Origin of the sequence: Sulfitobacter aestuarii (genome assembly GCF_042685005.1) — a bacterium.
Taxonomy (GTDB): Bacteria; Pseudomonadota; Alphaproteobacteria; order Rhodobacterales; family Rhodobacteraceae; genus Sulfitobacter; species Sulfitobacter aestuarii.
This window is the reverse complement of the sequence record NZ_JBHUMP010000024.1, coordinates 1-21,710: the sequence shown is the minus strand read 5'-3', so window position 1 is coordinate 21,710 and position 21,710 is coordinate 1. Positions and strand designations below refer to the sequence as shown.

Below are 21,710 nucleotides of genomic sequence, written 5' to 3'. Positions count from 1 at the left end.
GATGCGCATCCTCCTTCTGGGCGGCACCACCGAAGCCAGCGCCATGGCCAGACGTCTGGCCGCCGCTGGAACCGATGCGGTTTTTTCCTATGCGGGGCGCACCAATGCGCCGGTCGCGCAGCCGCTGCCGACACGGATCGGCGGTTTCGGCGGTGTTGCGGGGTTGTGCGATTATCTGCGCAGCGAGGCGATCAGCCATGTGATCGACGCCACCCATCCCTTCGCCGCCGGGATGAGCCGAAATGCCTACGCCGCCTGCGCGGCGACCGGCACCGGGCTGGTCCGGCTCGAACGTCCGGCCTGGGTCGCGCAGGCGGGCGATGACTGGATTTCGGTAGCCGAGATGTCCGCGCTTCCCGCCGCCCTGCCCGATATCGCGTCGCGCGTCTTTCTCGCCATCGGCAAGCAGCAGATCGCCCTGTTCGCCGCCAAGCCGCAGCATCACTACCTGCTGCGGCTCGTCGATGCGCCGGAGGCGCCGCTGCCGCTGCCCGATGCCGACGTGGTGCTGGCGCGCGGTCCGTTCAGCGAGGCGGGCGACCTTGCCCTGCTGGAGAAGCATCGCATCACCCATGTCGTTGCCAAGAATGCCGGCGGCAGCGGCGCGCGGGCCAAGCTTGACGCGGCGCGGGCGCTGGGGCTGCCGGTGATCATGGCCGAGCGCCCCGCCCTGCCCGGCGGCAATGTCGCCGGTGACCCCGACGCGGTGATGCGCTGGCTCGCTCATCCGGCGCTGCGCGGCGTGTAGACATGCCGCCCGACCCGGCGGGTCGCGGAATTGCCGAGCAACACGACAGTGCGCATGTCCGCCATCTCCGGCGTTGCCTCTCCGAGCGTCACGGTGTTCAGCGCCTGTTGCGGCGTGCTGACCGTGCGGGCGAAGGTGATCAGCCGTTCGTTGCCGCATTCCTCGCGCAGGATCTCCAGCGCGCGGGCAAATTGATGCGGGCGCGATTTCGAGCGCGGGTTATAGAAGGCCATGGCGAAATCGGCCTGCGCGGCGAGGCGCAGACGGTGTTCGACCAGTTCCCAGGGCTTGAGATTGTCGCTGAGATTGATGGCGCAGAAATCATGGCCGAGCGGCGCACCGGCTGCCGCTGCGGCGGCGAGCATCGCGGTGATGCCGGGCAGGACGCGGATCTCGACATCACCGTATTGCGGATGTTGCTCAAGCCCCTCGAAAACCGCTGAGGCCATGGCGAAGACGCCCGGATCGCCCGAGGAGACCACCACAACGCGACGCCCTTCGGCGGCCAGACGCAGGGCCAGTTCGGCGCGGTCGAGTTCCACCCTGTTGTCGCTCGGGTGCAGGGTCAGCCCGTCGCGCGGTGCGACGCGGGCGACATAGGGGATATAGCCGATCACGTCGCTGGCCTCGGCCAGCACGGCGGAGACCTCCGGCGTCACCAGATCCTCGCGCCCCGGCCCGAGCCCGGCGATGGCGACGAAACCGCTCATTGCGCGGCCTCCGGGCGGCGGCCCTGACCATGTACCAGCACGATGGCGAAATAGGGACAATCTTCGTCGGCGACATTAACCAGCCGCGCCACCCGCTGGCCCGGCATCGTGCCTTTCTCGACCAGCCAGGCATCCGCCAGCCGCCCGGTATCCTGCAGGGCGCGGCGCACAATCGGCAGGTTGCGCCCGGTCTTCATCACCACCAGCGCATCGGCGCGTTGCATATGCGTGCGCAGTTCATCCTCGGGCAGCGTGCCCATCAGCACGGTCAGCACATCGTCGCCCCAGGTGAAAGGCGTGTCGAGCGCGTTCCAGCAACCGACCATACCGGGGATCGCCGGCAGGACCTCCACCTCGGCCCGGCCCTGCAGGCGGGTGTGCAGATGCATGAAGGAGCCGTAGAAGAACGGATCGCCCTCGCAGAGCACAACGACGTCATGGTCGCGCGCCAGCGTTTCGAGCCGGTCGGCCCATTCCTCGTAAAAGGCGACCATCTGGTCGCGGTAGCCGTCCGAGCCGAAATGCAGCTCGGTGGTGACCGGGTATTCCATCGGGTATTCGGTCACATCGTCACGCAGCATGCCCTGCACGATGCTGCGTGCCTGCCCGGCGCGGCCTTTTTTGCGGAAATAGGCCAGATGGGTGGCGTTGCGGATTACCCGGTCGGATTTGACCGACATCAGCTCCGCGTCGCCCGGCCCGAGGCCTGCACAGATTACCTTGCCCATCGGATCACTCCACCCGGCTGGCGAGGGCATTGACCGCCGCCACGGTGATTGCCGAACCGCCAAGGCGGCCCTGCACGATCATCGAGGGCACCGGCAGGTCCTGCATCAGCGCGTCTTTCGATTCAGCCGCGCCGATGAAGCCGACCGGGCAGCCGATGATCGCGGCTGGGCGTGGGCATTCGGGGTCTTCCAGCATATTGAGCAGGTGGAACAGCGCGGTCGGCGCATTGCCGATCGCCACCAGCGCGCCCTGAAGCTTCGGGCGCCAGAGTTCCAGCGCCGCGGCGGAGCGGGTGTTTCCCATTTTGGCAGCCAGCTCCGGCACTTTCGGGTCACGCAAGGTGCAGATCACCTCGTTCTCGCGCGGCAGGCGCTTGCGGGTGATGCCCTCGCTGACCATGTAGGCGTCACAGAGGATCGGCGCACCTTTTTCCAGCGCGGCGCGCGCGGCGATCGCCATGCCTTCGGAAAAGCGGATATGCTCTTCGAGCCCGACCATGCCCGCGGCGTGGATCATCCGCACGGCGACGATCTCTTCTTCGGGGGTGAAACGTCCCAGCGCCGCCTCGCTGCGGATCGTGGCGAAGGACTGGCGGTAGATCTCGGCGCCGTCGGTGATATAGCTATGAGGCATCAGCGGGTCTCTTTCAGGATGTCTTGCAGGGCTTGCGGGCTGAGCCCTTCGTGGATCGGCGGGCCATCGGCACGGCCGTTTCGGATCAGGTCATAGCCACTTGCAGTCGCGGTCACGCTCAGGGCGGCGGGGCGCGGATGGGCGCAGCCCTTGGCGCAGCCGGAAACATGCAAGTGCTGTCCCTCGGGGATCAGCGGTGCGAGGTCGCGGGCAAGCTGCCGGGTCTCGCCCCGACCCTGCGCACAGCCGGGCGCGCCGATACAGGCGATCACGCGCAGCAGCGGATCGTCCGGGTCGGTGATCAGACCGGCCAGATCCGGCGCGGCGGCGAGACCTTCGATGAGCAGCATCCGCCAGGGGGTGACGCGCAGGGCGCCGAATTCGGCAAGTCGGGCGAGGGTATCGGCAGCAATCTGGCCGAAGGCGAGACCGAGGAGGAAGCCCCCGTCCCGCGGGCCGGGTTTCGGCGTGGCGGCGCCCTGCTGGCGCTGCCTGGCGAAGCCTTCGGGCAGGCAGGTGCCTGCGGCGAGCAGCCTGCGCATCCGCCCGGCCTCCGCTCCGCCGTGATCACGGAACCAGCGGGCCAGGGACAGCATTTCCGGGATCGCATCAGCGACACTTACCGGCCTGCCGAGATCGACCCCGTCGGCGCAGAGCAGCAGCCCGCCCTTGGCATCGCGTTCCAGCCGGATATCCGCCGGAGACTCCTGCAGCAGCGGCGTCGGGCCGGTGTCGATGGCATAGCCGAACTTGCCGGGCAGGTCCGGGGCGTCGGGCCGCGCCAACGCCTCGGCAAGCGCGGCGGCGAGGGTTTCGGCGCCCTCCCCGGCCCTCCAGAACGGTGCGCAGAGGATGTTGCGGCGGCCTTCGCCGGCGGCATCCGCGTCGATCAGGTCGAGCTCGCGCAGCCCGGCGATCAGCGGTTCGTATCGTTCGGGCGCGACGCCGCGCAATTGCACATTGGCGCGGTTGGAGAGGTCGATCACACCATTGCCATGCGCCGCCGCGAGTGCCGCGATGCCCCTGGCCGTGTCCTGGCTCAGTCGCCCGCCACGGGGGCGGATGCGCACCACCAGACCGTCACCCGACAGCATCGGGCGCAGGGCGCCGGGGCACCAACCCTTGACGATCGGGGCGCTGTTGACCGGGCGCATCATCATTCCGCCGCATCCAGCGCCGCGGAGATCGAATTGCGCCGTGTTATCCAGAGACCGGCGTCGCGCAAGGCTGTGAAACGGGCGCGCAGGGCCTGCAGCGCCTGCGGGTTCTCCCGCTCCATGAAGGCAAGGAGGTCGTCGCGGCCCAAAGTCGCGTCATAATAAAGGTCGAACAGATGCGCGGGCACCTCGCGGGTCAGATGCGCGAAGGCGGCGAGGTTGTCGAGGGTCGCGGTAATTTCGGCAGCGCCGCGGAAGCCGTGGCGCATCATGCCGCTCGCCCAGTCCGGATTGGCAGCACGGGCGCGCACCACGCGGGCGACCTCTTCGGGCAGGGTCCGGGCCTGTGGGGCACCGAGACGGGTGCTGTCGACGTGATACATCGCCGGTTTGTCGGCACCGAGATGCGCCATGGCGGCGGCGAAACCGCCTTCATGCCCCGCATAATCGGCGGCCAGCAGCAGGTCGCTTTCCGCAAGATCCTGCACATGGGCAAAACCATCGGCACCGCGCAGCCGGGATTCGAGCGCCGCACGGTCCCGATGCGCCTCGCCGCGCGCGTCGATGGCCCATTCGGAGCCCTTCAGCCACGCCTTGCCGGCCGCATCGCGCCCGGAGTCTGAGTAATCTTCGAGCGCCGCCTCGATGTTGATGCCATAAAGCCCCGGTTTCGGCCCGAAGACCCGCGGCGTGCGCGTCAGGTAGGGGTTCATGTCGGGCGCTTCTTCCCGCTCGGCCAGCGCCGCGGCACCTGCCTCGAAAAGCTGCGAAAGCGTCGGGAAGACATCGCGGAACAGGCCGGAGACCCGCAGGGTCACGTCGATGCGCGGGCGGTCGAGCAGGGTCAGCGGCAGGATCTCGAAACCCGAAACCCGCTCGCTGCCCGCGTCCCATTTCGGCGCCAGCCCGGCCAGATGCAGCGCCATCGCAACTTCCTCGCCGGCGGTACGCATGGTCGCCGAGCCCCAGAGGTCGATCACCAGCGAGCGCGGCCAATCGCCCCTGTCCTGCAAATGGCGGCGCAGCAATTCCTCGGCGAGCTTCACGCCCTGGGCATGGGCGGCGCGCGAGGGGACGGCGCGCGGATCGACGGCGTAGAGGTTGCGCCCGGTCGGCAGCACGTCGGAGCGGCCGCGATAGGGCGAGCCCGAAGGCCCGGCGGGCACGCGTTTGCCGCGCAGTGCCTGCAGCAGCCCGTCGTTTTCCCCCGCGCCCGCGCCGAAGACATGCAGCCCGTCGCCGTATTGGCTTTCCTTGATGTCGCAGACGAAACGGTCGATCCGGGTCAGCGCCTCGGCGGCGCTGGCGGCTTCGTCAAGGCCGAGGTCGGCCTCCACCCCGGCGGCCTGTGCCTCGGCGCGGATCGTCTCGATCAGCCGGTCGCGGCGGGCCGGGTCGAGCCCGTCGGCGGTGGAATATTCATCGAGCAACCGTTCGAGGCGCAGCAGGTTGTTGGGCACCGCGCTGTCCTTCATCGGCGGCGGCAGGTGGCCGAGGGTCACCGCGCCGATCCGGCGCTTGGCCTGTGCGGCCTCCCCGGGGTCGTTGACGATGAACGGATAGATCACCGGCAGCGACCCGGTCAGCGCCTCGGGCCAGCAGTCATCCGACAGGGCCACGGCCTTGCCCGGCAGCCATTCGAGCGTTCCGTGGGCGCCGATATGGAGCAGCGCATGAGGCCGCTGCGCGCGCAGCCAGAGGTAGAAGGCGACGTAGGAATGGCGCGGCACGCGGGCGAGGTCGTGATAATCGGCGTCGCGCTCCGCGATGCTGCCGCGTTCGGGCTGCAGTGCGACGAGCGCATTGCCGCAGCGTTTCGCCGGGAACTGGAACGCACCGTCGCGCAGCATCGGATCGTTCTCGGGACGGCCCCATGCGGTGAAGATGTCTCTGCGCAGGGTTTCGGGCAGCAGTTCAAGCGCCGCCTTGTAATCCTCCAGCGGCCATTCCAGCGTCTGGCTGGTGAGGATCCCGCCAAAGCCGATCTCGGGGCGGATGCCGTAACCGGCATTGGCCAGCGTCAGCAGCATGTCCTCGACCGAGGCCAGCGCGTCGAGCCCGACCGCATGGGCGATCTGATCGGCGCGGCCGGGATAGGTGGAGAGCACCAGCACCAGTTCGCGCTTGGCCCTTGGCGTCTTCGCCAGCCGGTGCCAGGCAGTGACACGCCCGGTCACGGCTTCGATGCGCGCCGCGTCGGGGCGGTGGGCGAAGCGGGAGAATTGCAGGTCGGGATCCCTCGCCTCCGGGGCCTTGAAACTGACCACCCCGGCGAAGACCCGGCCATCGACCTCGGGCAGCACCACATGCATGGCGAGATCCGCGGGCGAGAGGCCGCGTTCGGATTCAGCCCAATCCTTTTGGCGCGCGGTCGACAGCGCGACCTGGAACACCGGGCAGCCGGGCGCGTCGAGCGGTGAGGCGCCCAATTCGCCGCGTCCGGAGAAGGCGGTGGCGTTGACGATGGCCACCGGGCGGACCTGGCCCAGCGCGGCATCAAGGAAATCCTGCGCGGCGGCGGCTTTGAGCGACGGCAGGAAGAGCCCGACCGCATTGAATCCGGCCTCGCGCAGCGATGCGATCAGCGCGTCGATCGGCGCGGTATCGGCGGCGGTGAGGTAGGAGCGGTAGAAGGTGACCGCGACAACCGCGTCGGTTCCGGCGTCGAAAAACGGCACGACGCCGCGCGCGGGGTCGTAGAATCCGCATTCCGGCACAGTCTTGGCGCCGAGCACCGGACCGGCATAGAGCCCGGCGGCAAGCGCGAGCTGCGCCAATGCCGCCTGTGCCGCGACCGGGCCGCCTGCATCGCAGAGATGCTGCAGGCGCCGCAGGGTCGAGACCGGGAGGGTGGAATGGGCATCGAGCGCTTCGTCGATGCGTCCGTCGGCGGGGAGTACTGCAAGGGCGATGCCATTGCGGCGGGCGAAATCCTGCAGCTGCATGATGCCGTAGGGCCAGTAGTTCTCGCCGCCGATCAGCCGGATCAGGATGCCCTTGGCGCCGCTGAGCGTGGTCTCGATGTAATTATCCACCGAGGCCGGGTGGCGCAGGGCAACGAGGTTGCACAGGCGTATGGTTGGCAGCTTGCCCTCCTTGCCGCCGCCGCGATGCCAGCCTGCCGCGAAAGCGCCGAGGTCGCTGTCGGAGAACGACAGCACCACCAGATCCGCGGGGCTCTGCCCGGGATCGTAGGGGGCTTCGCTATCCTCCAGACCATGGCTTTCGCGGAAGACGACATGCATCGCAGGTCAGGCTCCGAGCACGCGACGGATGGCCGATGCGTCGATATGGTCATGCTCGGCGATCACCACCAGATGCCCGGCGCGCGGCGTGGCGCCCCAGGGCCGGTCGAACTGGTGACGCACCCGCGCGCCGACCGCTTGGACCAGCAGCCGCATCGGCTTGCCCGCCACGGCGACATAGCCCTTCGCACGCAGGATATGCTGTTCGGTCGCCAGTTTCTCGATCGCGGCGACGAGCGTGTCGACATCCTCGATCTCGGGCATCGGCACCACCACGGTTTCGAAATCGTCATGCTCGTGATCGTCGGCACCGTCATGATGCGAGGGGCGCGCGGCGAGGTCGTCCTCGGCGGCGGCATTGAGGCCGAGCACCACCTTGGGGTCGATCACGCCTTCTGTCATCTCCAGGATCGGGATCTTGCGCGGGCTCTCTGCCTCGATCAGCTCGCGCGCGGCGGCGAGGCCGAGCGGTCCGGCGAGATCGGCCTTGGACATCAGGATGATGTCGGCACAGGCGATCTGGTCTTCGAAGACCTCGCTGAGCGGAGTTTCATGGTCGAGACTGTCATCGGCAAGGCGCTGTGCATCGACGGCGGCCACGTCGGCGGCGAAACGCCCTGCGGCGACCGCTTCGGCATCGGCCAGTGCGATGACCCCGTCGACGGTGATCTTCGAGCGGATCGCTGGCCAGTCGAAAGCCTTGAGCAGCGGCTTGGGCAGTGCCAGGCCGGAAGTTTCGATCAGGATGTGATCGGGACGGGTCGGCAGCGCCATCAGGGCCTCAATGGTCGGGATGAAATCATCGGCCACGGTGCAGCAGATGCAGCCATTGGCCAGTTCGACGATATTCTCGGCCGGGCAATCCTCGATCGCGCAGCTCTTGAGGATGTCGCCATCGACGCCGACGGTGCCGAATTCATTGACCAGAACCGCAAGGCGGCGGCCCTCTGCATGGGTCATCAGGTGGCGGATCAGCGTGGTCTTGCCGGAACCGAGGAAGCCGGTGATCACGGTGACGGGGATTTTGGCGAGGTCGGTCATTCGGGAAGCTCCAGAGGGGGAATGCGGGCAAGGCTCTGCTTGCGGAAGATCACCGGGCGTTCGCGCCACGGGACGAGGCCGTCGTCGGTGGCGGCGTAGGCGGCGGCGCCGGCAAGGATGTCGGCGCTGTCCTCCTTGCGCAGACGGCCGTAGACATAGGTCCATTTGCCGGGCGCCGAGAGCGCCACAGAGGCGCCTTGCGAACAGGCGGAGAGACATTCGACCGGCACGATGCGCACGCCTTCGGGGGCGCCCGCTTCGGTCAGGGCGGCGTGCAGCTGCGCGCCGGGGCGCGGCGCGCCGTCCTCGATCGGCTCGCCCGCACGGCAAGTGGTGCAGACATGGAGGGTGACATTCATCGGTAATATCCAATCTTCAGGGCTGCGCCGTCAGCCTGCGGCCTAGCGCAAAGCGGCCAAGCGGGCAAGCGACGCGGCATCATTGCACGATCTCCATAACGCTGGCGGAGATCGGGTTGCCCGCCACCGCGAGGGTGCGGTGGTCATTGGCGGTGAGGGTGACTTCGATCAGCGCCTCACCCTCGGGCAGCGCCGGGATATGCAGCCAGGGGCCGTAGAGACGGGCGATCCTGGTGCCGTTGACATGGACATGGGCATGGCCCCTGCCCTCGGCGTTCTGCAGACCGGCCTCGGCGGGGGCGAATTCGAAATTGCGGGTCTTGATCTGCAGGTTGTAGCCGGAGAGCGGATCCTCGTTGAGCAGCAGCGAGACTTCCGGCGCATCGACGGCGCTGATCTCCAGCATCCGTTGGTGCAGCTTCTCATGTTCGGACGATTCCTGCCCGTCGGTCGCGGCGGCGGCATGGGCCGACGCATCGCCATGGTCATGGCCATCGAAGGTGATGCCATTGCCTGCGGCGATGGCAAAGCCGATGCCGCCGCCGAAGACCAGACCGATGGCAAAGAGGACCAATGCCCTGTCCATGCTGATTTCCTTCCTCGAAATTGGCCGGGGCGCGCGGATCAGGCCGCGCGCGCCCCTTCACGTTGCCAGAAGTACCCGGCGAAACTGCCCAGCAGCACCCAGGCGGCAAGGCCGACACCGAAGGCGCGGGCGGCGAAGAGCGCGCCGAGCTCGGTCGGGACCGGGCCGCTGAATTGCGCAGGTTCCGGCGCGCCGATCAGATGCGGGGCCAGCAGCAGCAGCACCGCGCCCGCCCAGGCCAGCCAGCCTTGTCCGAAGGCCAGCAGCCACAGCGCCAGCGCCGCGGCGGCGACGGTGGCGAACCACCAGACCTGGCGCGCGCCGACATCGGCGGCCGCGACGCCGGGCACTTCCGGCGCCAGGGTGAACCCCGGCGCGAGATGGAAGGCGACGAAGCCCGCCACGCCCCAGAGGATGCCCCAACGGCCATTGGCCGCCGCCCCGCGCTCTTCGCCGAGGCTCATCGCCGCGACAAGGATCAGCGCGTAACCGGTATAGGTCAGCATGGTGAAGATCAGGCTGAGCCCGTCGCGGATGGGGTCGAACCCCGGCAGGGCCGGATGCGCCGAGACCGCCTCGACCCCGAAATGCACCAATTCACCACTTTCGTACAATTCCGCGTGGAGCAGAACCGGCTGCACGAAAACCAACTGCAACAGGCCCGCGATCAGGCCTGCTGCAGCACCAGCGAACAACGCGCTGGTCACAAATCTGGAAATCATTGGTTCAGTGGCAGGGGAAGCCGGTGGCGTGGCGCACGTCATGGGCGGCGTCATGCAGGGCGGCGGCCTGGACATGGCCGGTCAGGGTAATCAGCACCAGCCCCAGCGCCGCGGCGAAAAGGGTCGGGACCAGCTTGCTGCCGGTCAGGCTCAGGGTCTTGGTCGTGCTCGTCATGTTCATTCTCCTCGCCGTCACACCCGACGGCATTTCACGTTACACATGCCTGGCAGGTCTCCTGGCTCGCGGGTCGTGGCCTTTGCCCGCCTTCCCTGCCTTGGGGCAAGTGGCATGAGGGGCGTCGGCTCACCGCTTACAGTCGCGGGGGCGGCTTCGGCTTCGGGCTCGCGCCCTTACTGAATTCCCTTTTCGGTTCCACGCCCCGGGAGGCGCTTTTCGGAACACCAAGCGCCTTCAATTACACATCTCGCAGCGGATCTGGCAAGGTTGATTTACGACGCCTTACCGATGCTAACCGGAGTCGGCGGAAGTTTTCCGGGCTTCCGGCGGGGCAAAGTCAGGCAAAGGTATTGCAGGCCGGAGGGCTTTCAGGTTGACGCCATGGGTACGAGACGTTCAAATATGCGATACACAAAACGGCAGGTCGATGAACAGCAAACTGGAACTTCACGGCGGAGCTATCAGCAAGCCTGTTCAGCTCGACGACATCATGGTGCAGGCGGTGCGTCATGCCCGGCTGCCCCTGTGCATCACCGATCCGACATTGCCCGACAATCCCATCGTCTATGCCAATCAGGCCTTCACCGAATTGACCGGCTATGCGCTCGAGGAGATCGTCGGCAGGAATTGCCGCTTCCTGCAGGGGCCGGATACCACGCCGGACAGTATCGAGACGGTACGCAAGATCCTCAGCGAACGCCGGGTCGATACGGTCGAGATCCTGAACTACCGAAAGGACGGCACCAGTTTCGTCAACGCGCTGCAGATCGGGCCGATCAACGACGAGAATGGCGAGCTGGTCTATTTCTTCGGCTCGCAGCTCGACATTTCCGCGCGGCGGCGCAAGGAACGCGAGAGCCGCGAGCTGGCGGAACGCGAATTGCTGCACCGGCTGCGCAATATCGTCAATGTCATGTCCGCGATGGTCCGGATGACCGCACGCGAGGAATCCAATCCCGCGGTCTTCGCCAGCAAGGTGATCGAACGGATTTCGGCGCTCGGCAATGCGCATTTCGACACGATCGGGCGTACCGACAAGTTCGGCATCGGTTTCTCGGCGCTGGTCGAGCCGATCCTGCAGGCCTATGCGCCGGGCGGGGCGAGTCAGATCAAGATCGGCGGGGTCGATCCCGAAGTGCCGCGGGATCTGATCTCGCCGCTGACCCTGGCGCTGCATGAACTGGCCACCAGTGCGGTGAAACATGGCGCGCTGAGCACCTACGAGGGGAAGATCGACCTGCATCTCCGGATTGAGGAAGCGGACGTGCCGCAGCTCTGCATCACCTGGCAGGAACGTGGCGGACCGGAGGTGGTGACGCCCGAGCGCAGCAGCGGGTCGGAGATCATCCAGTCCCTGACCCGGGCCGTCGGCGGGACCTTGACCTATGACTGGCAGTGTGAAGGTCTGATCGCCCGGGCGAGCTTTCCGATGACCGAGCTTCTGCGCTGACATCGGGGCATTGGCGGCAAGGGTCCAGCTAGACGACGACCTTCAGCGCATCCTGCGGCCCGACACCGAACACCAGCTTGTAACGGTCGATTTCCGCCGCCGGGCCCATCGCCTTGTTGGGATTGTCCGAGAGCTTCACGGTCGGGCGGCCATTGGCCTCCACCGCCTTGCAGACGAGGCTGAACGGCGCGAGCGCATCATCGGGCACGAGACCCCGGAAATCATTGGTCAACAACGTGCCCCAGCCGAAGGAGACCTTCACCCTCCCCGCGAACTCGCGGTGCAATTCGCGGATCTTCTCGACGTCGAGCCCGTCGCTGAAGATCACCCGCTTTTCGGCCGGATCCTCGCCGCGGTCACGCCACCAGTCGATGGCGATGCGCGCCGCCGCGGCCGGATCGCCGCTGTCGACCCGGATGCCCGTCCAGCCGGCCAGCCAATCCGGCGCGTTATCGAGGAAACCCTGTGTGCCATAGGTGTCGGGCAGGATGATGCGCAGGTTGCCCTCGTGCTCGTCATGCCAATCCGAGAGCACCTCATAGGGCGCGCGCGCCAGGGCCGCGTCATCCTCCGCCAGCGCGGCATAGACCATCGGCAGCTCATGGGCGTTGGTCCCGATCGCCTCGACCTCGCGTTGCATCGCGATCTTGCAGTTCGACGTTCCGGTGAAGGCATTCCCGAGCCCTTCGCGCATGGCCTGCACGCACCAATCCTGCCAGAGATAGGAATGTCGCCGTCTGGTGCCGAAATCGGCGATCGAAAGGTCGGGAATCTCGCGAAGCTGTTCGATCTTTTCCCAAACGCGGGTCATGGCGCGGGCATAGAGCACCTGCAGCTCGAATTTGCCCATAAGGTCGAGCACGGCACGGCTGCGCAGTTCCATCAACACGGCGAGCGCGGGGATTTCCCAGAGCATGACCTCGGGCCAGGAACCTTCGAAGGTCAGCTCGTATTGATCGTCGCGCCGTTCCAGGTGGAAGGGTGGCAGGCGCAGGTTCTCGAACCATTCCATGAAATCGGAGCGGAACATCTGGCGCTTGCCGTAGAAGGTATTGCCGCGCAGCCAGGTGCTCTCGCCCCGGCTGAGGCTCAGCGAGCGGATATGTTCGAGCTGCTCACGCAGCTCGCCCTCGTCGATCAGCCTGGCCAACGGCACGGCGCTGCTGCGGTTGATCAGGCTGAAGGTGACCTGCGTGTCGGGTTTGTTGCGAAACACCGACTGGCACATCAGCAGCTTGTAGAAATCCGTATCGATCAGCGAACGCACGATCGGGTCGATCTTCCACTTGTGGTTCCAGACGCGGGTGGCGATATCGACCATGTCTTCAGGCTCCTCTTGGCCGCGCGATCTTGGCCCATGCGGCGGGCACCGGCAAGGGCGACCATAGGGGACAGGCGTCCTCTCCGTGGCGTTTTCCCGGCGCTTCAGCGCAGGGTGACACCCGCCGCCCGCATCTGCGCGCGCGCCTCGGCAAGCGATCCGTCAAGGTCGATGGCGCGACAGAGTTCCTCGCGCACAGTGACCCCGAACCCCAGCCGCGCCGCATCGACGGCGGAGAAATGGACGCAGAAGTCGAGCGCGAGGCCGACCATGACCAGTTCGTCGATCCCGCGGCTGCGCAGATAGCCCTCGAGCCCCGTCGGGGTCGTACGGTCATTCTCGAAAAAGGCCGAATAGCTGTCGATCGCCGGGTTGCAGCCCTTGCGCAGGATCAGCTCGGCGCGGTCGTATTGCAGCCCGGTATGAAACTGCGCGCCGATACTGCCCTGAATGCAATGGTCCGGCCAGAGCACCTGCGCCCCGTAGGGCATCTGGGTGACCTCGAAAGGGGCGCGGTCCTCATGGGTCGATGCAAAGGAGGAATGGCCCGCCGGGTGCCAGTCCTGTGTCAGGATCACGTGATCGGCCTCGGCCATGAGCGTGTTGACGCCGGGCAGGATTGCATCGCCTTGCGTGACCGCCAGCGCGCCGCCGGGGCAGAAGTCGTTCTGGATGTCGATCACGATCAGCGCTTGCATGGTTTCCTCCTTCCGGGAACGGTGCGGCGAGTCTAACGGCGTCGGCGCCGGGTTGTAAGGCGGGATTTGCCCGCCTGCCCTTGCAGAATCCCCGCGCGCGCGCCTATTTCATCGCCCATGTATACCATCGCCGCTCTCTATCATTTCACCCGGTTCGAAGATCCGGCCGCGCTGAAACCCGCCCTGCTGGACCTGTGCCTCGCGCAAAAGGTCAGCGGCACGTTGCTTCTGGCGCGTGAAGGGGTGAACGGCACCATTGCCGGGCCGCGCGCAGGTATCGATGCGGTGATCGCCCATCTGCGCGGCCTCCCCGGCTGCGCCGCGCTCGGCTGGAAGGAAGCGCAGAGTGCGCAGGCGCCCTTCGGCAAGATGAAAGTGCGGTTGAAACGCGAGATCGTTACCATGGGCCAGCCCGAGGTCGACCCGATGGCCGGAACCGGTCATTACGTGACACCCGAAGCCTGGAACGATCTGATCGCCCGCCCGGATGTGACGGTGATCGACACGCGCAACGATTACGAAGTGGCGATCGGCAGTTTCGACGGCGCCATCGACCCCGGCACGAACAGTTTCGGCGAATTTCCGGCCTGGTGGGAAGCCAATAAGGCGCGTTTCGCGGGCCAGAAGATCGCGATGTTCTGCACCGGCGGGATCCGGTGCGAGAAATCGACCAACTACCTGCTTCAGCAGGGTGTCGATGAGGTGTTTCATCTGCAGGGCGGGATCCTCAAATATCTCGAGGAGGTCCCGGCGCAGCAAAGCGCATGGCAGGGCGAATGTTTCGTCTTCGACAACCGCGTGAGCGTCGGCCATGGCCTCGAACCGGGTCCGCACCTGCTCTGTCACGGCTGCCGCAAGCCGATCCTGTCCGCGGATACCGAACGCCCCGAATACGAGGCGGGCGTGTCCTGTCATCATTGCATCGATGCCACCAGCGCGGAAGACAAGGCCCGGTTTCGCGAGCGACAGAAGCAGATCCAGCTCGCAAGGGCGCGCGATGCAGAGGCGCGGGAACAAGGCTGAACCGGCGTCTGCGAACGCCGCATCGCACATCGTCCACAGAAAACACCGCCGCCGTTAAACCGCTGGTAAGGCCGCGGGGTCTAGACAGGCTGTGGGTGAAGAAAAGGGTGAGTGGATGGGTGCGCAAAGCAATGCGGCGCCAGTCATCATCAAACGCAATAAGGTCGTCGGGGGCGGCGGGCATCATGGAGGTGCCTGGAAAGTCGCCTATGCGGATTTCGTGACCGCAATGATGGCCTTCTTCATGTTGATGTGGCTGCTGAACGCAACGACAGAACAGCAACGCAAGGGGATCGCCGATTATTTCTCGCCGACGATTCCGATCAACCGGATTTCCGGCGGCGGCGATGGCGCCTTCGGCGGGGACAGCATCTTTTCGGAGAATACGCTGGCCAAGAACGGGACTGGCGCCACGGCGAAGCATCACGCGAACGAGGACCAGGCGCGGGGCGACACCGGCGGCGCGGCCGATGCGGCGCGGGCTGCCGAGGACGCGGCGCTGAAAGCCATCGAATCCGAGCTGATGGGGCGCGGCGGCGAGAGCTTGGTCATGGAGAACGTCATGCGACATGTGATCACGCGGCTGACGGACGAGGGATTGGTGATCGAAGTGTTCGAAATGCCGCAGACGCCCCTTTTCGAGGACGGCAGCGACCGCCCGACGCAATTGCTGCGCGATCTCGTCGCGGTGATTACGGAGAGCACGAAAATGGTCATCAACGAGATCGCCGTCGGCGCCCATGTCAGTGCGGATCCGGTGGTTCTGGTCAACAGCCCGGTCTGGGAATTGTCGGCCCGGCGGGCCACCCGCATGCGCCTGTTGATGCAGGACCGCGGCGTCGCGCCACGGCGAATCCAGCGGGTTACCGGCCATGCGGATCGTGAACCGGCGGTGCGGGATCCCATGGCGCGGCGCAACAATCGCCTGGAAGTGGTGCTCCTGCGCGAGACACCGTGAGCGGCTGGATAAATCGAAGGGATTTTATCTGTTAGCGGCCTGTTAAGCCTATTGCGCCTATCTGTTGTGTCCAAGCGGTTTGATACAGCAGAAAGGCGTGTTCATGACAATTTCATCATCGCTCAACGCGGGGGTCGCCGGGCTGCAGGCCAATGCGACCCGGTTGTCGACCATTTCCGACAATATCGCGAATGCCTCTACTTTCGGCTACAAGCGGGTGGTGACGGATTTCAACTCGCTTGTCCTGTCGGAGGGCAGCGGCGCCTATACCGCGGGCGGCGTGCGCGCCTCCACGCAGCGTCTGATCGGCGAAGGCGGATCCCTGGTCAGCACCTCCAACCCGACGGACCTGGCGGTGCGGGGTCGGGGCATGCTGCCGGTGGCCAGCAAGGCCGAATTCACCGGCGGCAGTGGCGATCCGCAGATGTATCTGACCACGACCGGCTCCTTCCGCATCGATGCCGACGGCCTGCTGTCGAATGAATCCGGCTTGTTGCTGATGGGTCGGCCCGCATCGCAGGACGGCAGCATCGGCTCCTTCCCACGCGATACCAGCGACGGGCTCGAACCGATACAATTCGCGCTCAACCTCAGTGGCGATCCGACAACCTCGGTGGAGATGAGCCTCAATCTCCCCGCCACCGCCACGATCGCCGGTGCAGCGGGGGACACGCAGGACCTGTCGATCGAATATTACGACAACCTCGGCACATCGCAGAGCATCTCGATCACCTTCGTGCCAACCGTTCCGGCGACCGGCGCATCCAATGAATGGACCATCAGGCTCAGCGATTCCGGTTCGGGCGGGGCGGTGATCGGCGAATATGTCGTGACGTTCGATGACAGCCGCGGCACCGGCGGCACCATCGCGTCGGTCAACACCGTTTCCGGCGGTGCCTATGATCCTGCCACCGGCGAGATGGTGGTCAATGTCGCCAGCGGGCCGATCTCCATCGATATCGGCGCGATCGGTGACACCTATGGCCTGTCGCAACTCTCGGACAGTTTCGCCCCAATCTCGATCACCAAGGACGGCTCGCCGGTCGGCAACATGATCTCGGTCGAAGTGGACGAGAACGGCCTGGTTCATTCGGTCTATGACACGGGTGTAACCCGGGTGGTCTACCAGATCCCGCTGGTCGACATGCCCAGCCCCGAAGGGCTGGTCGCGCTCGATGCGCAGACTTACCGGACGTCGCCGAACAGCGGCGCCTATTTCCTTTGGGACGCGGGTGACGGGCCGACCGGCGACATCAAATCCTATGCCCGCGAGGAATCGACCACCGATGTCGCCACCGAACTGACCTCGATGATCCAGACCCAGCGCGCCTATTCCTCCAATGCCAAGGTCATACAAACCGTCGATGAGATGTTGCAGGAAACAACCAATATCAAACGCTAATTCCGGTTAAGGAAAGAGGGCCCGGCCCATGACGATCAACGCAGCCCTATCAAACGCCATGTCCGGCCCGCGCGCCGCCGGGCGCAGCGCGGAGGTCATCTCCTCCAACATCTCCAACGCGCTTACCCCGGGATACGCAAAGCGTACACTGTCGCTTTCAGTGAACGACCACGGTGGCGGCGGCGTACGAATGGTCGGCATCAGCCGCGCCTCCGATCCGGCACTGCTTTCGGAGCGGCACCTGGCAGAAGCCGCACAGGGCCAGGCGCGCAGCATTACCGATTTCTTCGCAACGCTCGAGAACCTGCTGGGCACACCGGATGATCCGGCCTCGCTGACTGCTGGCCTGGCACGGTTCGAAAGCGCGCTGATCACCGCGGCAAGCCGTCCGGATGCGTCGGAAAGGCTCGATCTCGCCGTGACCGAGGCCAGGCGGCTGGCGACGGGGATCAGAGACGCTTCCGTCGGCATCCAGAAGGCCAGAACCCAAGCTGACGGTAAGATCGCGATCCAGGTGAATGAGTTCAATGAAGCCTTACAGCAAGTAGAAACGCTGAACCGCCAGATCAGCGTCCGCTCTCTGCAGGGCGGCAATACAGCATCGCTCACCGACCAACGCCAGTTGGCCATCGACCAGATCTCGACACTCGTGCCGCTGCGGTCGATGGTTCGTGAAAACGGTGCGATCGCCCTATACGCTACGAGCGGCGCCCGTCTGCTGGATGGCAGCGCCGCGGTTATCGGCTTCGAGCCTGTCAATCTGGTCACTCCCTACATGACGCAAGACGGTGGCAGCCTGTCGGGGCTGACGATCAACGGCAAAGCAATCGATACCGATCCTGATCACGGAGCGCTGCGTGGAGGTTCACTCAGCGCACAATTCGCGGTCCGTGATCATCACGGCGTCGCCGCGCAAGTGCAGCTTGACGCCTTCGCCCGGGATTTGATTTCTCGCTTTCAGGATTCAGCGCTCGACCCGACCTTGGTTCCCGGCGATGCCGGATTGTTCACAGACGATGGCGCCCATTTCGACCCGGTTAATGAGCCCGGCTTGGCAGAACGTCTTGCACTGAACCAGAAAGTGGATCCGAATCAGGGCGGCGTCGTCTGGCGGCTGCGTGACGGATTGAACGCTACGACGCCCGGGGAAGTTGGGGATGCCAGTCTTCTTGGGGATATTGGCGAGGCTTTACGCGCGGCCCGCCCCCCCGCCTCCGGAAGTTTCGGCGGCAGTCCCATCTCCACAGCTGATCTGCTGACGCGAATAAGCGCTTCGTTCAGCAGCAAACGTCATTCTGCTGAGCAGGAATTAAGCTTCGAGAGCAGCCGCATGGTTGAACTGCAACGGCGAGAACGAGCCGAAGGTGTGGACAGCGATGACGAATTGCAGCGGCTGATGCTCATCGAACAGATCTATGCAGCTAATGCGCGCGTCATTGAGACGGTCGAAGAAATGATGCAAACAATTTTGAGGTTGTGACGATGACAGGCTTGGGCATAGGTGATCTAACACAATCGTTCATGCAACGTCATCGACATGCTGCGTTGAAGCAGGAAATGTCCCGCCTCGAGGTGGAACTAACTACTGGCAGACGCGCAGATGTCCGCCAGGTGTTGCCCGGCAACCACAGTCATCTTGCCGGACTCGAGCGCAGAATAGGCCTTCTGACAAGCTATGCCAGCGCAAATCGAGAAGCTGGCCATATTGCCGGAGCTATGCAGGCAGCCTTGGGGCAAGTTGCCGAGGTTGCGGATGGATTGTCCTTAGGCCTGATTACCTCAGGCGACTCATCCTCGGGCATCTCAACAGCTCAGGCTTCCGCACAGGCAAGCAGCAGCTTGAAGCGTCTGGTTGCAACGCTCAATGGATCATTCGCCGGTCGCAGCCTGTTCAGCGGCGCTGCGACTGATCGCCGACCCCTTGTCAGTAGCGACGCCCTCCGGGACGGGCTGAAGGCAGCTATAACAGGGATAACCGACCCCGTCGCGCTCGCTGCAGCTGCCCGGACTTGGTTCGATGCACCCTCCGGCTTTGCTGCAATAGCCTATCGAGGAGCTACTGATGCACCCGCTTCGATCGCCCTATCGTTTAACGAAACGGTAACGTTGGATCTGCGGGCTACAACTCCAGAACTACGCGACATCCTGCGTCAAACCACATTGGCCGCGCTCGCGAACGATCCGGCCCTCGCCCTAGGTCCGTCACAACAGTCTCAGCTTTTGCGGCATTTAGGTGAGGAAATGCTGGGTGGGTCAGCCAACCTAACCAAGCTGCGCGCTGATTTGGGTAACAAAGAGGCTCGAATTGAACAGCTTTCAGCCCAAGTCGAAGCTGTCTTTGGTGAATTTTCTGTGAAGCGGATCCTTACACTCATATTTAGTTTCCTGTTCAGCCTGACAAGCGCTCTGGCAGGGCCGGTCCGAATAAAGGACCTAGTCGACTTCGATGGTGTACGCGGAAACGATCTGGTCGGTTATGGACTGGTAGTGGGGCTTGACGGTAGCGGCGACGGCCTGCGGAATGCGCCTTTTACAGAAGATATCATGACAAATATACTCGAGCGACTCGGGGTAAATGTAACTGGGGAACAATTTCGCCCTAAAAACGTAGCGGCAGTTCTTGTCACCGCGACCCTACCACCCTTTGCTCGCACTGGCGGACAGATCGACGTCACTGTCTCTGCGATCGGCGACGCCAAAAGCTTGATGGGTGGGACCCTGGTCATGACGCCGATGAATGCCGCTGACGGACAAATCTACGCTGTGGCGCAAGGCACAATTATTGTCGGCGGTGCGGTTGCGGAAGGAGATGCCGGACAGGTTACCCGCGGCGTACCGACTGCCGGCGTGATCCCATCTGGAGGGCGTATCGAACGTGAAATCGATTTCGAGCTAACCTCTCTTAGTAATCTGCGGCTGGCGCTTCGGGATGCGGACTTTACCACCGCCGGTCGCATCGAACGTGCAATCAACCGAAATTTCGGCAGGACCGTAGCAGTTATGCAGGACAGCGGCACCGTCATGTTGGACGTACCTTCGACGCGCATGGCGTCTGTCGCTCACGCTCTAGGAAGAATTGAAAATATCGAGGTTGAGCCGGAACGTCGGGCTCGTGTAGTAGTAGATCAAAGATCCGGCACCATCGTTTTGGGTGATGAGGTACGCATTTCACGTGTCGCGGTATCTCAGGGTAACCTGACCTTACGGATTCAAGAAGCGCCAATCGTCGTACAACCAAATCCCCTCGCTGAAGGGGAAACGGTCATCGTGCCTCGCACGAATGCTGCCTTAGACGAAGAAGCCGGGATTGGACTTGCCGATGTGCCAAATGGTACTTCCCTATCTGAGGTTATCAGTGGACTAAACGCACTTGGTGTGTCACCTCGTGATATGATTGACATATTGAAAAGCATCAAGGCAGCAGGCGCGCTACATGCAGAGTTCGTCGTCCGATAGCTTTAGATGAGGGCATCAAGGTCAATGCGGCGATCTACTGCTCGGCAGGGCATTTCGGGTGTCAGGCTTTGGTCAATGCATGATTGTCCCCCCTCTTTTTCTGCGCCGCTACGGCTGCGCTTGCTTTGAAGCGGAAGCTGTCGTTTCCGGTCTCCAAGATGTGGCAACGGTGGGTCAAGCGGTCGAGGAGTGCGGTCGTCATCTTGGGGTCGCCGAAGACGGTGGCCCATTCGCTGAAGCTCAGATTCGTGGTGATGACGACGCTGGTGCGTTCGTAGAGTTTGCTCAGCAGATGGAAGAGCAGCGCGCCGCCTGATGCACTGAACGGCCGGTAGCCAAGTTCGTCCAAGATCACGAGGTCCAGGCGGACGAGGCTTTCGGCAAGCTGTCCGGCTTTGCCTTTTGCCTTCTCCTGTTCGAACGTGTTGACGAGCTCGATGGTCGAGAAGAAGCGGACCTTTGCGGCGATGATGTTCGACGGCCTGTACGCCAAGGACTGTCGCGACATGCGTTTTATCAGTGCCGGGGCCAGCGATCAGCACGACGTTCTGGGCACCATCCGTGAACTCGCAGCGATGCAGCTGCCTTACAGTGGCCTCGTTGATTTCACTGGCCGCAAAGTCGAAGCCTGACAGATCCTTGCAAGCCGGGAAGCGTGCAGCCTTCATGTGATAGGCAATGGAACGCACCTCCCGTTCTGCAACTTCAGCCATCAACAACTGGGCAAGCATCGGCACGGCGGCATCAAACGCCGGTGCCCCCTGTTCCATGAGGTCGGTGACGGCCTGGGCCATGCCGTGCATCTTCAGACTGCGCAGCATGATGATGATGGCACCGCTGGCGGGATCTTGACGCATGGCGGCCTCCGGCGGTCCGGGCACGCGGGCCATCATAGCGTTCGACATTAGCTTCTGGTTCGCGCTGAAGGATCAGCGCCTGCGGCGTATTGATGTCCGGCCCACCGATCGTCTTTCCGTCGATTAAACGATGCAGAAGGTTCAGCACATGGGTTTTTGTGGCGACACCCTCGGCCAGCGCCATTTCCACGGCGACCAGCACAGCCTGTTCCTCGTGATGCAAAACCAGCGCAAGGATGTCGACCATCTCCCTGTCACCACCAGGCTTGCGCACCATAAGATCTTGCAGCTGCTTGAAGGCCGGGGGGAATTGAACCGCCCCGGGTTTACCGGAGAGTTCTTTGTTCAAAACTTATTCGATTTTTTCAAGGGTGTTCATGCTCACATGGAATGCGTCCTCCTGCTCTTGCGGCGGCCGGTGGCCAATGGCGCTGTGT

General features: G+C 64.4%; 19 protein-coding genes, 2 pseudogenes and 1 riboswitch. Of the genes and pseudogenes, 7 read left to right on the top strand and 14 right to left on the bottom strand.

Features of this window, described 5'->3' with window-relative positions:
- Position 1: 1 nt before the first annotated feature.
- The gene (locus tag ACFSUD_RS17730) at positions 2-748 is read left to right on the top strand and encodes a cobalt-precorrin-6A reductase (RefSeq protein WP_386375856.1); all 747 of its coding nucleotides are present in this window, start codon (positions 2-4) and stop codon (positions 746-748) included.
- Here the strand turns inward: ACFSUD_RS17730 and cobJ are convergent.
- The 10 genes from cobJ to ACFSUD_RS17680 all read right to left on the bottom strand — a co-directional run bounded on the left by cobJ (position 724) and on the right by ACFSUD_RS17680 (position 10,105).
- The gene (gene cobJ / locus ACFSUD_RS17725) at positions 724-1,458 is read right to left on the bottom strand and encodes a precorrin-3B C(17)-methyltransferase (protein WP_386375840.1); all 735 of its coding nucleotides are present in this window, start codon (positions 1,456-1,458) and stop codon (positions 724-726) included. The two genes, ACFSUD_RS17730 and cobJ, sit on opposite strands and share 25 nt — an antisense overlap.
- The gene (cobI, locus tag ACFSUD_RS17720; protein ID WP_386375839.1) at positions 1,455-2,186 is read right to left on the bottom strand and encodes a precorrin-2 C(20)-methyltransferase; all 732 of its coding nucleotides are present in this window, start codon (positions 2,184-2,186) and stop codon (positions 1,455-1,457) included. Before cobI ends, cobJ begins: the two co-directional genes overlap by 4 nt.
- A gap of 4 nt (positions 2,187-2,190) precedes the next feature.
- Positions 2,191-2,820, bottom strand: coding sequence for a precorrin-8X methylmutase (locus ACFSUD_RS17715; RefSeq protein ID WP_386375838.1), 630 nt, complete (start codon positions 2,818-2,820; stop codon positions 2,191-2,193).
- Entirely contained in the window at positions 2,820-3,980 is a 1,161-nt protein-coding gene (cobG, locus tag ACFSUD_RS17710) for a precorrin-3B synthase (RefSeq protein ID WP_386375837.1), read from the bottom strand. Before cobG ends, ACFSUD_RS17715 begins: the two co-directional genes overlap by 1 nt.
- Entirely contained in the window at positions 3,977-7,222 is a 3,246-nt protein-coding gene (gene cobN / locus ACFSUD_RS17705) for a cobaltochelatase subunit CobN (protein ID WP_386375836.1), read from the bottom strand. The genes cobG and cobN overlap by 4 nt, the downstream gene beginning before the upstream one ends.
- 6 nt (positions 7,223-7,228) lie before the next feature.
- The gene (gene cobW / locus ACFSUD_RS17700; RefSeq protein WP_386375835.1) at positions 7,229-8,263 is read right to left on the bottom strand and encodes a cobalamin biosynthesis protein CobW; all 1,035 of its coding nucleotides are present in this window, start codon (positions 8,261-8,263) and stop codon (positions 7,229-7,231) included.
- On the bottom strand, positions 8,260-8,622 hold the full coding sequence (locus ACFSUD_RS17695) for a DUF1636 family protein (protein ID WP_386375834.1): 363 nt from the start codon (positions 8,620-8,622) through the stop codon (positions 8,260-8,262). The genes cobW and ACFSUD_RS17695 overlap by 4 nt, the downstream gene beginning before the upstream one ends.
- A 79-nt stretch (positions 8,623-8,701) precedes the next feature.
- Positions 8,702-9,208 carry a hypothetical protein gene (locus ACFSUD_RS17690; RefSeq protein WP_386375833.1) on the bottom strand — a complete coding sequence of 169 codons (507 nt, stop codon included), beginning with the start codon at positions 9,206-9,208 and terminating at the stop codon, positions 8,702-8,704.
- A gap of 38 nt (positions 9,209-9,246) precedes the next feature.
- The gene (locus ACFSUD_RS17685) at positions 9,247-9,930 is read right to left on the bottom strand and encodes a CbtA family protein (RefSeq protein WP_386375832.1); all 684 of its coding nucleotides are present in this window, start codon (positions 9,928-9,930) and stop codon (positions 9,247-9,249) included.
- A 4-nt stretch (positions 9,931-9,934) separates the two neighbouring features.
- Positions 9,935-10,105: a CbtB domain-containing protein gene (locus tag ACFSUD_RS17680; RefSeq protein ID WP_386375831.1), complete on the bottom strand. Its 171-nt coding sequence runs from the start codon at positions 10,103-10,105 to the stop codon at positions 9,935-9,937.
- Positions 10,106-10,139: 34 nt separating this feature from the next.
- Positions 10,140-10,352, bottom strand: a riboswitch (cobalamin riboswitch).
- A gap of 183 nt (positions 10,353-10,535) precedes the next feature.
- On the opposite strand from ACFSUD_RS17680, the gene ACFSUD_RS17675 reads away from it, so the two are divergent.
- The gene (locus ACFSUD_RS17675; RefSeq protein ID WP_386375830.1) at positions 10,536-11,558 is read left to right on the top strand and encodes a PAS domain-containing protein; all 1,023 of its coding nucleotides are present in this window, start codon (positions 10,536-10,538) and stop codon (positions 11,556-11,558) included.
- A 28-nt stretch (positions 11,559-11,586) separates the two neighbouring features.
- Here the strand turns inward: ACFSUD_RS17675 and pncB are convergent, their stop codons facing one another.
- A complete protein-coding gene (gene pncB / locus ACFSUD_RS17670; protein WP_386375829.1) occupies positions 11,587-12,879 on the bottom strand; it encodes a nicotinate phosphoribosyltransferase in 1,293 nt (430 codons plus the stop codon).
- Positions 12,880-12,983: 104 nt separating this feature from the next.
- Entirely contained in the window at positions 12,984-13,577 is a 594-nt protein-coding gene (gene pncA, locus ACFSUD_RS17665; protein WP_386375828.1) for a bifunctional nicotinamidase/pyrazinamidase, read from the bottom strand.
- A gap of 117 nt (positions 13,578-13,694) precedes the next feature.
- On the opposite strand from pncA, the gene trhO reads away from it, so the two are divergent.
- The 5 genes from trhO to ACFSUD_RS17640 all read left to right on the top strand — a co-directional run bounded on the left by trhO (position 13,695) and on the right by ACFSUD_RS17640 (position 20,416).
- Positions 13,695-14,600, top strand: coding sequence for an oxygen-dependent tRNA uridine(34) hydroxylase TrhO (trhO, locus tag ACFSUD_RS17660; RefSeq protein WP_386375827.1), 906 nt, complete (start codon positions 13,695-13,697; stop codon positions 14,598-14,600).
- A 115-nt stretch (positions 14,601-14,715) separates the two neighbouring features.
- Complete coding sequence (locus tag ACFSUD_RS17655) at positions 14,716-15,558, top strand: OmpA/MotB family protein (RefSeq protein ID WP_386375826.1); 843 nt, start codon at positions 14,716-14,718, stop codon at positions 15,556-15,558.
- A 103-nt stretch (positions 15,559-15,661) separates the two neighbouring features.
- Entirely contained in the window at positions 15,662-16,960 is a 1,299-nt protein-coding gene (locus tag ACFSUD_RS17650; protein WP_386375825.1) for a flagellar hook protein FlgE, read from the top strand.
- 28 nt (positions 16,961-16,988) lie between these two features.
- Positions 16,989-18,440: a flagellar hook-associated protein FlgK gene (gene flgK, locus ACFSUD_RS17645; protein ID WP_386375824.1), complete on the top strand. Its 1,452-nt coding sequence runs from the start codon at positions 16,989-16,991 to the stop codon at positions 18,438-18,440.
- 881 nt (positions 18,441-19,321) lie between these two features.
- Positions 19,322-20,416 (top strand): flagellar basal body P-ring protein FlgI, encoded by a 1,095-nt coding sequence (locus ACFSUD_RS17640; RefSeq protein WP_386375855.1) that lies wholly within the window; start codon positions 19,322-19,324, stop codon positions 20,414-20,416.
- Positions 20,417-20,477: 61 nt separating this feature from the next.
- Here the strand turns inward: ACFSUD_RS17640 and istB are convergent.
- Both istB and ACFSUD_RS17630 read right to left on the bottom strand, forming a co-directional pair.
- Positions 20,478-21,273, bottom strand: a pseudogene (gene istB, locus ACFSUD_RS17635) (IS21-like element helper ATPase IstB).
- Positions 21,266-21,610, bottom strand: a pseudogene (locus ACFSUD_RS17630) (IS21 family transposase); the annotation flags it as partial. The pseudogenes istB and ACFSUD_RS17630, both read right to left, overlap by 8 nt.
- Positions 21,611-21,710 lie beyond the last annotated feature (100 nt).